Genomic DNA, 14,544 nt, shown 5'->3' with positions numbered 1-14,544 from the left:
ACTGCACTTTGGCACATTCGATGCCGGTGGAGCAGGAGCCACCCACCTCATCCGGTTTGGGCCGTTGAGCGAAGCGTCCTATAGGCAGGCTGCACTACTTGAGGACGAGAATGACTTGCCAATATTCATTTGGCCCGCAAGAACTAGGATGCTCAGTTGTCGACCCGTGTAGCGATGGCTGATGAAATTCGACCGGCGCAACACGCCCAAACGGTGGACACATTGAACAGATTTGGACATCTTAGTACGCTGCCTGTCGGACCTTTTCGATTTATTGCACTGGATGTCGAAACGGCGGACAAATCTGTCAGTAGCATTTGCCAGATTGGGCTTTGCTTTGTTAGCGACACTGGCTCTATGCAAACCTATTCTGTCCTGATTGACCCCGAAGGGCCTTTTGAGGTTTTCAATACTGAGCTTCACGGGATTTCCGCCGAAACCGTGATTGGGGCTGAAACATTCCCAACGGTCTACGCGTCCTTGTTTGATGTCCTGAACACCCACAACCTTGTGCAACACAGTACGTTTGATGAAAAGGCGATGACGGCCGCTTGTGCCCGATATGGCTTGCCAATGATCTCTTCGCATTGGACGAATAGCGTGTCGATTGCCCGTCGAGCATGGCCATTGTTGAAGGGCGCCGGTGGGCACGGGTTGGCAAATCTTAAAAAATACCTCGGCCTTGAGTTTCATCACCATGATGCAGGCGAAGACGCCCGTGCCTCGGCATCGGTGATCCTGAAAGCAGAGGAGACTTTAGGGACGCCGTTGTCTTATCTCAGGACAAACCGCCAATTGAAATTCCAATTCGGAAATCCATCCGAGAGATAAGCGGTCAAGGTCTAAAAGATGCTACTGAACGACGAACTGATCGTCTGATGTTACGCAGTTTGCGAACCTCGGCTCTGCTGAAGCAGTCATCATAAACTCTGCTTTGCTCGAATTTTGGGAATGAGCTGTCTATGTGGTTAGTTAGTAGCGGGGCAGGAGGCTTTGAGTATGTGACGGGTGGGACCATTGGCTAAATCTTGAAAAACAAGGTATGGGAATTTGCTACTGTTGCTCCGGGGTCCGGTGGGCGATGACGTCAGACATCGTACACATGGTAAGCGGCAATTCGCGGTTACCAGCGCAATGTAAGCTACTCAGCAAAGCACTCTTACTTCGAGGTGTTGAGTTGTGCGTCCAACTCAGAGTACGATGTGGCCCAGAATTCTGCCAGAAACGCTGCAACATCCTGCTCTGATATTTCTGACCTATTGCCTTCGGCATCCGTCGCTTGACCCATTGTATATCGCAGATCGGTGCCGGTGTCGGTCGGCGTCAGCTGATATGTCTCGGGCAAGCTCACCCCAGTGCGCGCCGGAACCTGGATGCAGGTAGAGAAGTAATCGAACGGTTCCCAATCAGTAATGCGGTAGAAAAAGTCCGCCAATTCGTGGGAGCAATGATAACCTGACCCGTTGCCGAGACGCCCTTGTGGGCTGTCGACCTTGATTTCCTTCACTCGGTTCATCCATTTCAGCTTTAGCTCCGGCGCGACCAACGCTTCCCAGACGACCGCGATTGGCGCATCGAAATGATGGCGGAATGTCCAAACTCCGTCTTCCTCGGTCAGGAAATGACGCTCACGGTTTGCACGTAAACGTTCCCATGATTTAGCCAAATCGTAGACTGACATCGAAACCTCGCCAAAATGCTCGATTTCCTGTGAAAATGGTTCCACTATGCCTTTGATATCCATGGCGTTTGCAGCGTCCTCGCTGAACAGCGCATAACTGCGCACACCGGTGGCTTCAACAACGTTCGTCTTGGCCATTCGGTGGACCAGAATAACGTCGGCGCCGGAAAAATCCTTTACCGGGCCAAGCTGCATTTCTTCGAACTGGCCATGATGGGCGATAACCTTCAAATCCAGCCCACTGACATTTGCGCAAGCGTTGCAGGTGCAGGTTGTATTCGCAATTATGTCCTGCCGACGAAGTGCAAATGCGTTGTAGAGGTTCTCGCAGATGGTCAGGAAGGTCTCGCCAGAGGAGAAATCTTGCCGTGTCGAATATGCCAGAACCGCATCGCCTTCAGTTTTCCAAAAATGAAGCGGGTCACCCACTTGCTCGATCAACACACCCAACAAAGATTGCAAAATCGGATTGGCATGATCCATTTCTGACGATGTCAGAAATTGGGTGTATCCGGAAATATCGGCGATCAACAGATATCCAGTTTGAGTTGACATGGCGCCCTCCCCAAAAGAGTGTTTGGCGGGATTACTTTTTCTGTTGCACTGGCGATTAACCTTCAAGGTAAATTGACGCCAGATCTGCGGAATGCTTGCGTTTCACACAGGGCTCAAAACCACTTCGGGCTGAAACTCGCCATAGACGGTCGTCATGAAGCGTAGGCTGGGAGCTCAGAGGTTTAGTAGCAGGTGAGAGGCCGAAGTAGTCACCAATTCACGCAACACCGCCCCTAAAAGACGGCGCCACTACAGCGATGGCCCTACGCCCATCCGAGTTGTTTTAGTGAGTGCCCGTCGTTCCAGATCTTGGTCATTCGGGCGATCTTACTGCCTTCAAATTCCATTATGTAGGCATAGTTGGTTGCAATTTCGTTGCCTGTGGCAGGGACCGGCCCACCCTCACCGGTTTGTTTGCCGCTGAATACTGCTGTGGCCGTTACGATGTTCCGTTCGTGATCCGTCGAGAAAGAGGTGATATTGTAGTTGCCATCGGGGATCGGGGTTAAAATTCCTGCCGTCCAGCCAGTATAACCCTCGATTGTCGATATATCAGCCAATGCATCTGCCTGACATGCAAATGCGGCACCATCCTGACAGTATGCCTTGCAGACGTTCCAGCCTTTGCCTGTTTCGCATGCATCAAAGAAGGCCATGGCCGTTTCGGAAATACTCATCGTGTTTCTCCTATCCCTGTTTCCTCACGTCCGGCGCTTCATCGCCGTCAGTTCTGTTTGGATGGGATGGTTTTAGAACAATTATTTTAAAAAAACAATTTTAAAATAAATGAGTGATCGACCTCACTCGCGAATTTCGCTCATGATCATGTCGTAAAAATTTGGTATCACGTGCTTTTTTTCGTCGTGCCGCCCATACAAGACGGTTCCGTGAACGCAAAAAATTACAAAGCTTGCAAGCTGCGCCGTGTCCTTGTCCGGCCCGATGTCTCCATCCGTCTGGGCATTACGAAAAGCGGCTTCAACCAGCGATTCCACCTCTGCACAGAACGCGCCAACCTGTTCGGCGGCCTCAGGACTTATCACATGTTTCTGCGCAAGGTGGTTCATCATCAGGCAGCCCTTGTATTCCGACTTGGCGGCTCCCAAAAAAACATTTCGGAGAAACATTTCGACACCCTCTAAATTCGGATTGTCGATCAGAATACGGTAGCGCGGCCCGATGACATGATCGCGATAATGATCCAGAGCTGCTGAGAACAGTCCCTCCTTGTCCCCAAACTCCTTGTACATACTGGCTGTGTTTAGCCCGGTTTCGCGGACGACATCACTTATTGACGTAGCTTTGTAGCCGTTTTGCCAAAAAACACCCATGGCTTTTTCAACTACAGCTTCGCGCGAATATGATCTTGGCCTGCCCATCGGAGAATATTAAAATGATCATTTAAAAATCGCAACACGCACCGTCTGAGCAAGATCAGGAAAAACCGTTCCGCAGGGTAGAATCTTCGTGAGTTGCTGCGGGTGGCCGGTCCCGCAACTGTATCTTGTCAGCGCAGCGGGTCAGTTTGGACTACACGATCATGGAGAAAACTGCCTGCTCCCAATGGTCGCGAGAGGCGCAAAACCGCCCAATTCAGTATATTGAAAAAACGCTCACAACCGCAAACCCTACCGCTAAGATGGCTGTAGGGTCATAAAGTGCACCGCACCGTGGCTATGGAATACTGACCTCAGAAGTCCTTCCGACGGAAACTGCCCATGATAGCACCTCCCATCAGGCATGTTAGGTTTTGCCAGGATGGCTCAACCGCAAAATTGGCCATTTCCGTAGCCAGCGTGTCAAAGGCGCCCTTGTTGGTTTTTATCATGTGACCGGGCGACATGAAGCCAGCAGTCAAGATAGATTTCTCGACATTCTCGAAGCACATGGCGTTGCCGAAGTTGCCGACTCCCGAGACGAATTCTTTGCCTTCTTCGTTGCCGCCCCAAGTCAGCCAGGGTGAGAGGAAGATGAAGGGCGGCATGGCGTTTACGGCAATTGCGCCGTACTCCATTTCAGTCACCGCTCGGTCCAGAGCAGCCTGATGCGTCTTCTTGGTGTCTTCGTCGATCAGGATTGCGCTGCCCAATGTGCCAAGCAGCTTTTCATTGCAGAAGGCAACTGCAGCGGGCAGGAATTCTGCAGCATTGGCAGGCACGTCCAACGGCACCTCACCTGTGATCTGGCAGAAAGCTTCGTTGCGCGTGCCATAGCTGTCTTCTTCAATGCCGGTGATCAGCAGGTTTTCAGCCGCCTTGAACTGACCGCCCTCCGGCGACAGCTGCTCAGCTTGCGGATAGGCGGTGAGGAACCCGTCTTTCACCTCGCCAGCCCCCGGATAATAGGTGCCTTCGGCGGGCGTGTCTTCGACGATCGCCTTGCGAATGGCATCCAGAAACTGATCCCGCTGGGCCCAGTGTTTCGAGGTTACCAATGTTTGAACCCGACCGCAGACTGCACCACCGTTGAGCTTGTTAATCGTGACAATCTGGTGTGCCTGATGAGCGATTTCCTTATCGGTCCACGGGCGGTCGCCCGGCACGATGATCACAGGGTTGTTGCCTCCGCATTCGGAGATCAATTCGGCCTGGGTGGCACTTTGGATCGCTTTGGCGGTACCTGCACCACCCGTGAAGTAGATCTTGCCGATCCTGGTATCGGTCGTCAGCACACGGCCCTGGTCGTGATCGGCGAAAGCCAGGGCTTGATGATCGATCAGCGGGGCCATGACCTTTTCCCAAACCTTATCGCTTTCGGCATTCAGGTGGTGTGGTTTGTGCACCACGACCTTGTTGTCGAAGAAGATTGCCTTGAGCATCTCCAAAGACGACGAATAGTTCCCTGCGCCCAATACGGCGGTGATACCGGCAGGTTTGTCCATCGGATTCACTTGCTTCGGTTCGCCCTTGACCCGAATGACATCCTTCCGGTCGCCGTTCATCAGCTTGTCCTTGGTGTCGATCGGGAAGACCGCGATGTCATAGCGATCATCACCAACTTTGGTGATGCTGATCGGCTCCGGCATCTTTCCATGCACGATGCCTTCATAAACGTCGATGGCAGCAGAAACGGTATTGGCCATCGGAACAATCGTGGCGATCTTTGATAACGGGTCAGTATAAATCTCTTCGCCCATCTGACCATTCTTCATGGCCGTGTCCGAGGCGGCGAGTTCACCGCCAAAATTCTTTAGGTTTTCGCGTACAGATTCCAGTAGGGCTAACCGCTCGGCGGGGGAGGTATCGGCCCATTTCTGCGGGTTCAGGTGAGTAATAGCGTCGTCGGTTTTCATCTGATTGTCCTTAAGTGTTCGGTCAGAGCGAGTTGGGAAAAGCAGGATCAGCGGGCGATCGACATGACCATGCGGTCGAACGCTCGGTCGCCCAACCATTTACGGACGCCCATCATCAAGCTTGCGTATTTTCCGGCGGCGTAGCGGGTCTTGGGTCTGCGGGCCTTCACCGCCCGGGACACAACATCGGCAATCACCTGTGGGGACGAGCCGCCGCCATCCTTGTAGTTTTCGGCAGTTGCCTTGGCGACGGTTTTGGCCATCGGTCCATAGGCCGTATTGCCCGAAAACTTCAGCATCGGGCCTTCGACAACATTTCCGAAAGAGGTCTGAATGATGCCGGGTTGGACCACAACCACGTCAATACCAAACTGTTTCAGCTCAAGGCGCAGGCAGTCAGACAAACCTTCGAGAGCGTGTTTCGAGGCATGATACCAAGCACCCAAGGGGGTATAGATCTTGCCGCCCATCGACGTTATGTTGATGATCTTGCCCGCGCGTTTCTCGCGCATGTAGGGAAGCAGTTCCTGTATCAACGCGGCTGCTCCGAACAGGTTCACGTCCATCTGATAACGTGCTTCGTCGATCGGGACGTCCTCGACCGCACCATAAAGTCCAAAACCCGCATTGTTCACCAGCACATCCGCGCCGCCGAACTTGTTGGTGATCTCGGCAACGGCGGATTTGCGACTGGCCTCATCCGAGACATCCATGGCAACAGGATGCGCGCCGAGCGCTTTCAGATCGTCCATTTGCTCCACCCGTCGGGCCGCGACGACGACAGTCAATCCATCCTTGATCAGTTGCTGAGCGATCACTTTACCCATGCCCGACGATGCACCAGTAACGAGCGCAACTTGCTGTGTGTTTGCCATTGTTTACTCCAATTGTTTTGGACAGCTTGTCTTGTTCCGGATCATTTGCACCGTTTGGCCCGAGTCGATGCGTTCGGTATCTCCGGATACAAACGCAGATTGGAGCGTACGATTGCGCGGCTGTTCACTTTCGTTGCGGGCGTGGATTAAATTCCGACATATCCCTCGCCTCGACCGGGGTCATGCCGGTCCAGCCTTGGAACGCGCGATAGAATGAGTTCGGCTCGCGGTATGCCAACAAATAGGAGATCTCCTCGACGTTCAGCCCCTCCTCACTCAGATAGTGCATCGCCAGTTCCAAGCGGGTTGATTCCAGCACTGTCTGGAAGGTCTCGCCTTGCTCCTTCAGTTGACGTTGCAATGTGCGCTTGGACATAGCCATCCTCTTGCACATCGCCTCAATGTTTGCCTCACCCGAAGGCAACATGTCATGTAGGACCCGCTTGGCGCGCATCACGATGGGCGTGTCTGTTTCATGAGTCTCCATCTTGCGGCGAAGTTGCTTCTCAAAGTCCGGCCAGGCTTCCTCGTTTTCAGTGATCAGGGGTAGGTCCGCGTCTTCGCGACGCAGGGAAATGCTTGCGCCGGGCGTTGGGTGGCATCCCAGATAAGAAAGTACTTCCTCGCCCGGATGTTCAATGACTGGAAGCTTCACGTGTGCTGGCACGATATGCTCGGCAGTGTGGCAACGGGCGCACTCCAGCAGGTAAAGTGCTTCGAACCAGAGCATTCGCGGCGGGACTTGAATGGCGGGATCGACTGAACCGATTGCAACATGAAGGCAATCATCGTCCTCGGAAAGGTGCAGAGTGATCGGCGCCATCAGCGGTTTGAACACTGACAGTCGTTGAAGCCCGGTACGTACATCGGGCGAGCAGGAGAAAGAGAACATCGCGGGCGTGAATGGCGCGTGAGCAAAGAGTTTGCTCAAGATGAGCGGCAAATCTGGGCGTTTAGCTTCTGTCTCAACCGATTGCCACAGATCGACCACCTGCGCAGGCGTGACCCCCTTGCCTTCGTTGCGCAGGAAATCACGCGGTAGCCCGGCCCGGAGAAACACCTGCTCGGGTGAGATTTTCAACAACTTGGCCAACTGTGTGATGGATTTGGCCATTGGATAAAGACGGTTTGGCGATTTCGCCTCCTGAAACGAGTATATTAGTGCATCCTATATTTGCATGTGATTTCCTCCGCGCCAGAGGCTGGAAAGCCTTTGGCATGTTCTGATGGTCCTTTGGCGCAATATGATAGAGCAACAGCGAAGTCCCAGCATCGTGTTCCTCTCAAATCCGACGTTGACCTTTCACGTTACACTTATTGCTGGGCTGCCTCTGACGTCGGTTCCGAGCCCAGAATAACCGATGCTGCACTCGGTATGAGTGTCAACTTTGGGTCGGGCTCTGATCTTGTCGCGTTGAGGCTTCTTCGAGACGTGTTCTGAGGCGGTCAACAACATTTTGCGCTGTCGCAATATCATCTGGCGATAGGCCTTCCGAGAGTTCATTCACCCATGGGATTTGCCTCGCAATCGCGGCTTCGTACAACTCCTGCCCCTTTTGGGTCATGACAACCAAGTGCGCCCGCTTGTGGTGTGGGTTCGGCTGAAACTCCACTATGCCTTCTTTTCTCAATTCATTGATGATCCGTTGTACGCCCTGCCGGTGAACGCCCATCGTCCGTGCATGCCAGGCAACGGATTCCGGTCGATCAGAATAGGCAATGGCACCAAGGATCTGCCATCGGGAACTTGTTAGACCCAGTTCTGATACGAGCCGATCACCGGCAAGCTGCAATCGACCGTTCAGCCGAAATACATCCAGTATCAGCGCTGTCACGGCTTCTCCTTCTTCGGTCCTGCGTTCATCCTGCATGTCGATTCCTCATTTCATTTGACAACATATTGTCAATGTGCTTGATGCTTCCTGAATATGACAACATGACACCAAAATGAAGCTACTTTCAAGGAGCACCGAAATGGTAAGTTTCAAATCCCTCGACCCGGAGTTTCCCATTGAACGGCAATTGGACATCGACGCTGGACCCGTCGTTCTCGTCAATCTCTTCACAGTCGATCCCGTTGACCAAGACGCCTTGGTTGAAGCCTGGAAGAGCGATGCCCAATGGATGAAAAAGCAACCGGGTTACATCAGCACCCAACTGCACAAAGCCGTTGGCGACGGCAGCATGTATATGAACTACGCGGTCTGGGAGTCTGTTGCGGACTTTCGCGCCGCGTTTTCAAACCCCGAGTTTCAGCAGCAGCTCAGCCACTATCCCTCAAGCGCTGCAACCGCCCCCCATCTGTTCGAGAAGGTTGCGGTGCCGAATTGCTGCACGGCCTGACGAAATCTTTTCCAAAAGCCAATTTGAGTGAACCGCTATGAAAACAAAGATTCACGCCATCGCGGGGGGCATCGGCTTTGTGATGATCCTCCTCTTCTGGACATCAACGGCCACGAGCGAACTCTTTGCGAGCCATGAGACAGTCGCAACTGTCAAGGCATTGATCCTGAAAGGCATGTTCATTCTCATCCCGGCAATGGCGATTGCTGGCGGATCGGGTATGGCAATGGGCCGGAAGCGCAAGGATGCGCTTACGAAGGTCAAGAAAACCCGAATGCCTGTCATTGCGTTGAATGGTTTGCTGATTCTCGTACCCGCAGCCTGGTTTCTGGCTGGCAAAGCTGCCGCGGGCGAATTCGACAGCACATTTTACACGATTCAGATGGTTGAGCTGATCGCCGGGGGAGCGAACATCACGATGATGGGACTGAACATTCGTGATGGCTTGCGATTGACCGGCAAAATTCGAAGGCCGCGTTGAAGATGTGGTGCCAATCCAAGCAGAGGCCAAATTACCGACATTCGAGCAAACGCTGCGAATTGGTGCTATGTCCGCTCTTGGATGTTCGAAACTTGCCGCAGCGAAATGACGGTTTGGATATCGCTTGTTTCTACCGGCTCGAATGACCGCAATCGGGAAATCCGCTGCGGCGTCAAAATTACGTGCGGCAAGTGCGAGCATTTTCTGCGTCAGCAAAAGCGGCGCAAGCAAAAGGCGGGTTTGTCCGCTTCGAACGCAGCATCGCGTGTGGGTGGCGAATGTCTCTTATGGGCCGTGAGACTCAGTGGAGCAGGCAGCAGCACTGCCTGCCTGAGAAGAATATATTTGTTTCACAAAAGTGGGGCTGATCACGGTCAGGTATGTCGGCCTTTGAAGCATACACTGTTGCGAGGTTTTGGTTTATCCAATCCGCAACTCTTCTAGCAAAACCTTATTGCGGCAATAATTTGGGGTTTTTGCAGCTCCCACACGATTGTTGGCCAACCAAGTTTCGCACGCGGGTTTTTCAGAGCATTTCTGGCAACGGAATGCAGCATCGTGTCGTTGGAAGTTGTGAATTTTGCCGTCAATCACAGCCTGTTCCAGATTTACATCCAGTGCTTTGGCCATTACGGGCAACTGATCTGGTTGACGCATGCTGTTGGTTATGACGGGCATAATAGCCTCCATAGAACGTGTGAGTGAGCTTTGTTGGATTGAGGTATTTTCAAATAGGCAGGCACAAATTTCCGGGTCAGGCCATGATTTAGATCAATCCACGCAAAACAGATTTAGGTGCCTCCACAATGGCCCGTAAGGCAGAATTCAGAGTCGACCAGGGACTAAAAACAGGTGCTGGTTACGATATGAATGTCTGGGAGCCGCAAAGCGGCCCCCAAAACGAGACCTGATTGATCACCCTTCAACCGGGGCAAAATGGGCGCGGAAAAAGCGCAGGTATTCCGGCTCATAAGTAAATTTGAGCCCGCGAATTTCGTTTGCCTTTTCCATGACCCGTTCAACGCTTTCCGCAACCACGTCCATATGCGCCTGAGTGTAGACGCGACGCGGCAGGGTCAGGCGCACCAGTTCAAGTTTCGGCATGAAATTCTCGCCGGTATCTTTGTTACGCCCGGCGGAAACGGCACCCCTTTCCATAACCCGCACGCCTGCGTCTACATATAGGGCCGCCGCCAACGCCTGCGCTGGAAATTGATCTTGCGGGATATGGGGCAGGATTGCGCGCGCATCGAGGAAAATCGCGTGCCCGCCGATCGGGTTCACGATCTGCACACCCATCGCCTTGAGCTTGTTGCCGAGATACTCGACCTGCCCAACGCGGGCGTTGATGTGATCGTCCTGCACGCTTTCTTCAATACCAATAGCCAAAGCTTCCATATCGCGCCCGGCCATGCCGCCATAAGTGTGCAGCCCCTCGTAGACCACAACGAGATTGCATGCCTTCTCGTATAGCTCCGGATCGTTCATTGCCAGGAACCCGCCGATATTGACCAGCGCATCCTTTTTGGAAGACATCGTCGCCGCATCTGTCAGAGCGCAGAGCTCGAATATGATTTCGCGAATGGACTTTTCGCCATACCCGTCTTCGCGGCGCTTGATAAAATAGGCATTCTCTGCGACCCGGGTCATGTCATGGACAAGCCGCACATCATGTTTGTCGCACCAGCTACGCAGTTCACGCAGGTTGGCCATCGAGATTGGCTGTCCACCAGCCATGTTCACGCAGGTTGCAACACAGACATAGGGAATCTTCTCCGCGCCAACTTCGCCCACCAGAGCGTCAAGCTTGGCCAGGTCAACGTTGCCTTTGAATGGGTAGGTCGAGGCGGGGTCGTGCGCTTCATCGACGATTACATCGACAAAAGTGGCCCCTGCCAATTCCTGGTGCAGGCGAGTGGTCGTGAAATACATGTTTCCGGGCACGTAATCGCCGTCCGAAATCAGGATCTGCGACAGGATGTTTTCGGCACCGCGCCCCTGATGAGTGGGGACGGTATACTTATAGGAATAGTACTTCTCGACCGTGTCTCGCATCCGATAGAAATTGGCGCTGCCAGCATAGGCTTCATCACCCGCCATCATACCAGACCACTGCCGGTCAGACATAGCGCCGCAGCCGGAATCGGTCAGCAGGTCGATGTATACATCCTCGGATTTCAGCAAAAATGTGTTGTAGCCTGCCTCAGCGATCGCCGCTTTGCGCTCGGCTTCGGTGGTCATCTTCAGCGGCTCGACCATCTTGATCTTGTAAGGCTCGGCCCAGCTTCGGTTTTGCAAAGTCATTCTTTTGGCTCCTTCGTTCAACGACACTAAAGTGGGTTTTCGCGTGGAGCGGTGAGGGTGCGCCACGGATTGCCCGTGGCATTTCATCCCTCCGTGCCAGAACTCGCTGTCTGGTCTGAGTGGCCGAGTCAAACGCTATTGGCTGGTCATGGGATACTCAACCACGAAATAGAGCTGATACGTTACGCCGCAGGAGGGTACATTTCCTGAGAGAGATAACGTCATCGGCTTACGAAAGGGGTGACAGGCCAAGTGAAAAGCCGGCGGCAATCATATATTGACATCAAACATGTCAATATGACATGACAGATGTCATAATGGAAAACACAACGAGTCTATACGATTTCATTCGCCTGGTGCGACCGCTCTATAAGGTATTGGAAAGTGCCGTGGCGCGTGAATTGGACGCTGCTGGATTAACAGTCACGGAACGTGCTGTTCTTGAGCAAGTTCATGACCATGGTCCGCAACCGGTTCCCCGGATCGCTGACCGCCTCATCGCTCCACGCCAGTTTGTTCAGAAGACGGCGAACGCGCTGCTCGACAAGGGATTGATAGTGCGACGCAAAAATACTGCGCATCGTCGCTCGGATCTGATGGCGTTGTCGTCCAGCGGTGCCAAGCTGATCGAAGCTGTTCTGGCGCGAGAGACTGTCGAGATCACCCGCGTGGCCCAGCACTTGTCACCTGACGATATCGCGACAGCGCGACGCGTTGCAGAAACGATGATCCAAAGATTTGCCGAAAAGGAGGAGAAGGGTGTCTGAAGTATTGGAAGGAGAGTGTCTGTGCGGCGCCATCAAGTATCGCGTAGAAGCTGCGCCAATAGTATCAGGTGCGTGCTACTGCGGTGATTGCCAGAAAACGTCCGGCGGTGCGGAAGCTCATGGAATGATGTTTCCAGCACCTGCTGTAACAATTGTGGATGGAGAGCCCAAGACGTTTGGCCTGACCGTCGACAGTGGAAACGTTGTTTTCCGTCAATTCTGTCCGGACTGCGGGGTGCACGTCATTTCATGGAATAGCGCGGCTCCGGAGTACAAGGCGATCAAAGTCGGAACACTGAATGACCCATCAGTTTATCGCAGCCAGGGCAGTTTATGGGTGTCATCGGCCCAGCCATGGCACCGCCCCGACCCTGATCTGCCACAGCACCCGAAGATGCCGTGTGTCGCGGATTTGTCGGCTACTGGATGAAGTCCAGTTAAGCCGACTCTCCAAACTCATTCAGGCATGCATATGCTGCGCTTTTCTGGGGCAGTCGCTTTTGGGACGGGTTATTGATCTCGCAATGCCATTGGACAGGTAAGCGGCGCCAAACCATACTGGAACCATGCAGCTGACAGACACCACACCTGTCCATCTGATCCACGTGGACCCGGACGTCAACATGGCGCGGCTCTATGGAATAGAATTGCAGCCAACGCTGTTTGGGGAAGTTTCCGTGCTTCGTACCTGGGGGCGCATTGGCACAAACGGGCAAGCCATGATGGTGACGTATGTAGATGAGACCCAAGCCACTGAAGCACTCCAAAAACTCGAAAGGCAAAAGCGCCGTCGAGGCTATGTTCCGGTAGGTGAATAGCCTGAGGCTAATGTTCCTGTGTCGTACTAGGCGTTTGGTCTGGCGGTTACTTTGCACGGAACTTGGACACTTTGGCCTGTTCACTGTTTCCTCAGCAAATCCCGAGCCTGTCGGCTCGTGACCGGGCTCTAGGTTCCAACCGGCCAGCCGGCTTCCACTCAGAATACCCCAGTATGGTCTCCCTGAGCCAATAGCCCCTGAACCGTCTCCTGCGAGCCGGGGCAGGGGCTTTCGTCGCATTCTTCACCGTGTCGAGACAGTGTTCAGAGTTCTTGATATCGAGATTTGTCGTCAATTTTTGGAGCGCCACTTGAAATCTGACCTGAGCAAAAACGCTCTTGAAGCCACCGACTTTCTGAAGGCCATGGTCCATGACGGCCGCATACAGATCTTGTGCGTGCTTCTAGGCGGAGAAAAATCTGTTGCGAAATTCAAGGCAAGCTTTCCATCCGACAGGCAGCAGCTCCGCAGCAACTGTCCCGTCTGCGCCTGTCTGGGTTGATCGATGCAAGGCGTGAAGGAAAGAACATGTTCTACAGAATACCGGATGGACGGGTGTTTGCAGTTGTGAATGTCTTGTACGAGCTGTTTTGTAGTGACATTGACAAGGTTCTGTCGCAAACTTTTTAAATGGCAGAGCATCGGTGGAATTGGTGAGCAGTTTATCCTGCCAGTTGGATGAATTGCTGAAACGGACGGAGTCCGGGCGTGAATTGACCTTTGCGGATCATGTTGACCAGTTCTATGCCTGCCAGGACAGAAGCGGCTGAAGCGAAAGATTTGAATCCCAGCATGGGTCTGATCCTTCGTTTGATGAAACGGTGATCCTGTTCAATGATGTTATTGAGGTATTTGCGCCTGACCATGTCGATCAGGATCGGGCAACCAAAGCTCTTGAGCATCTTGTTGATCGCTTTGATCCCGGCGGTATTGGCACCACTTTTGTCGATGACAATCTTTCGCGGCAACCCGTTCACCTCAAGCGCGCGGGCAAAAAACTTCGTCGCAGCAGCCTTATTCCGGCGCTCGGACAACATGAAATCCAGGGTTTTGCCGTGTTTGTCGATCGCTCGGTAAAGATAAACCCATTCGCCTTTCACTTTCACATAGGTTTCATCCATGCGCCACGAACGGTCTGCGGGACGCTTTCTATACCGCGCTGCTTCAGCAACGAGGCCTGCATATCGGCTGACCCAGCGGTTTAGCGTTGCATGATCCAGATCGACGCCGCGTTCCGCCATGATTTCTTCTAAATCCCGGTATGAAACACCGTAGCGCAGGTAGAAGAAAACCGCGTGCAAGATCACGTCTTTCGGAAAATGCGCGCCCTTAAATGAGATCGTCACGGTCTGCTCCTGTCATGTTCCAGCACGCGTTACCAGAACCGCCTTAGATCTGACAGGTAGGGGCGAATTTTGCGACAGAACC

At 53.2% G+C, this 14,544-nt stretch carries 16 protein-coding genes; 6 read left to right on the top strand and 10 right to left on the bottom strand.

Annotated elements, in window-relative coordinates; translation table 11 throughout:
* Positions 1–174 precede the first annotated feature (174 nt).
* Complete coding sequence (locus GOX66_RS24180; protein ID WP_170766271.1) at positions 175–831, top strand: 3'-5' exonuclease; 657 nt, start codon at positions 175–177, stop codon at positions 829–831.
* A gap of 328 nt (positions 832–1,159) precedes the next feature.
* On the opposite strand, the gene GOX66_RS24175 is transcribed toward GOX66_RS24180, so the two are convergent.
* The 7 genes from GOX66_RS24175 to GOX66_RS24145 all read right to left on the bottom strand — a co-directional run bounded on the left by GOX66_RS24175 (position 1,160) and on the right by GOX66_RS24145 (position 8,274).
* Positions 1,160–2,236, bottom strand: coding sequence for a DUF2652 domain-containing protein (locus GOX66_RS24175; protein WP_170766269.1), 1,077 nt, complete (start codon positions 2,234–2,236; stop codon positions 1,160–1,162).
* 263 nt (positions 2,237–2,499) lie between these two features.
* A complete protein-coding gene (locus tag GOX66_RS24170) occupies positions 2,500–2,913 on the bottom strand; it encodes an ester cyclase (protein ID WP_170766268.1) in 414 nt (137 codons plus the stop codon).
* Positions 2,914–3,036: 123 nt separating this feature from the next.
* Positions 3,037–3,567 (bottom strand): TetR/AcrR family transcriptional regulator, encoded by a 531-nt coding sequence (locus GOX66_RS24165; protein WP_170766265.1) that lies wholly within the window; start codon positions 3,565–3,567, stop codon positions 3,037–3,039.
* Positions 3,568–3,926: 359 nt separating this feature from the next.
* Positions 3,927–5,528: an aldehyde dehydrogenase family protein gene (locus GOX66_RS24160; protein WP_170766263.1), complete on the bottom strand. Its 1,602-nt coding sequence runs from the start codon at positions 5,526–5,528 to the stop codon at positions 3,927–3,929.
* Positions 5,529–5,575: 47 nt separating this feature from the next.
* On the bottom strand, positions 5,576–6,403 hold the full coding sequence (locus GOX66_RS24155) for an oxidoreductase (RefSeq protein WP_170766260.1): 828 nt from the start codon (positions 6,401–6,403) through the stop codon (positions 5,576–5,578).
* Between the two features lie 124 nt (positions 6,404–6,527).
* A complete protein-coding gene (locus tag GOX66_RS24150) occupies positions 6,528–7,517 on the bottom strand; it encodes a helix-turn-helix domain-containing protein (RefSeq protein ID WP_170766258.1) in 990 nt (329 codons plus the stop codon).
* A gap of 268 nt (positions 7,518–7,785) precedes the next feature.
* Positions 7,786–8,274: a MarR family winged helix-turn-helix transcriptional regulator gene (locus tag GOX66_RS24145; protein ID WP_170766256.1), complete on the bottom strand. Its 489-nt coding sequence runs from the start codon at positions 8,272–8,274 to the stop codon at positions 7,786–7,788.
* Positions 8,275–8,350: 76 nt separating this feature from the next.
* Here GOX66_RS24145 and GOX66_RS24140 point away from each other — a divergent pair, with 76 nt between their 5' ends.
* Both GOX66_RS24140 and GOX66_RS24135 read left to right on the top strand, forming a co-directional pair.
* Positions 8,351–8,746: an antibiotic biosynthesis monooxygenase family protein gene (locus GOX66_RS24140; RefSeq protein ID WP_237212758.1), complete on the top strand. Its 396-nt coding sequence runs from the start codon at positions 8,351–8,353 to the stop codon at positions 8,744–8,746.
* A gap of 37 nt (positions 8,747–8,783) precedes the next feature.
* Positions 8,784–9,227 (top strand): hypothetical protein, encoded by a 444-nt coding sequence (locus GOX66_RS24135; protein ID WP_170766255.1) that lies wholly within the window; start codon positions 8,784–8,786, stop codon positions 9,225–9,227.
* A 420-nt stretch (positions 9,228–9,647) separates the two neighbouring features.
* Here GOX66_RS24135 and GOX66_RS24130 read toward each other — a convergent pair whose 3' ends face one another.
* Together GOX66_RS24130 and GOX66_RS24125 are read right to left on the bottom strand one after the other, a co-directional pair.
* On the bottom strand, positions 9,648–9,905 hold the full coding sequence (locus GOX66_RS24130) for a DUF6455 family protein (RefSeq protein ID WP_170766253.1): 258 nt from the start codon (positions 9,903–9,905) through the stop codon (positions 9,648–9,650).
* A 237-nt stretch (positions 9,906–10,142) separates the two neighbouring features.
* Positions 10,143–11,531, bottom strand: a complete 1,389-nt coding sequence (locus GOX66_RS24125; RefSeq protein ID WP_170766251.1) for a tyrosine phenol-lyase — start codon at positions 11,529–11,531, stop codon at positions 10,143–10,145.
* Positions 11,532–11,848: 317 nt separating this feature from the next.
* Between GOX66_RS24125 and GOX66_RS24120 the strand changes: the two genes are divergently transcribed.
* The 3 genes from GOX66_RS24120 to GOX66_RS24110 all read left to right on the top strand — a co-directional run bounded on the left by GOX66_RS24120 (position 11,849) and on the right by GOX66_RS24110 (position 13,116).
* Entirely contained in the window at positions 11,849–12,298 is a 450-nt protein-coding gene (locus tag GOX66_RS24120; RefSeq protein ID WP_170766249.1) for a MarR family winged helix-turn-helix transcriptional regulator, read from the top strand.
* Positions 12,291–12,728: a GFA family protein gene (locus GOX66_RS24115; protein WP_170766247.1), complete on the top strand. Its 438-nt coding sequence runs from the start codon at positions 12,291–12,293 to the stop codon at positions 12,726–12,728. The genes GOX66_RS24120 and GOX66_RS24115 overlap by 8 nt, the downstream gene beginning before the upstream one ends.
* 136 nt (positions 12,729–12,864) lie before the next feature.
* The gene (locus GOX66_RS24110) at positions 12,865–13,116 is read left to right on the top strand and encodes a WGR domain-containing protein (protein ID WP_170766245.1); all 252 of its coding nucleotides are present in this window, start codon (positions 12,865–12,867) and stop codon (positions 13,114–13,116) included.
* Between the two features lie 662 nt (positions 13,117–13,778).
* Here GOX66_RS24110 and GOX66_RS24105 read toward each other — a convergent pair.
* On the bottom strand, positions 13,779–14,462 hold the full coding sequence (locus tag GOX66_RS24105; RefSeq protein WP_170766243.1) for an IS6 family transposase: 684 nt from the start codon (positions 14,460–14,462) through the stop codon (positions 13,779–13,781).
* Positions 14,463–14,544: the final 82 nt, after the last annotated feature.

Source organism: Ruegeria lacuscaerulensis (assembly GCF_013031245.1).
Classification (GTDB): Bacteria; Pseudomonadota; Alphaproteobacteria; order Rhodobacterales; family Rhodobacteraceae; genus Ruegeria; species Ruegeria lacuscaerulensis_C.
Note: the sequence above shows the minus strand (reverse complement) of the source record. Positions and strands in the feature narration are given on the sequence as shown.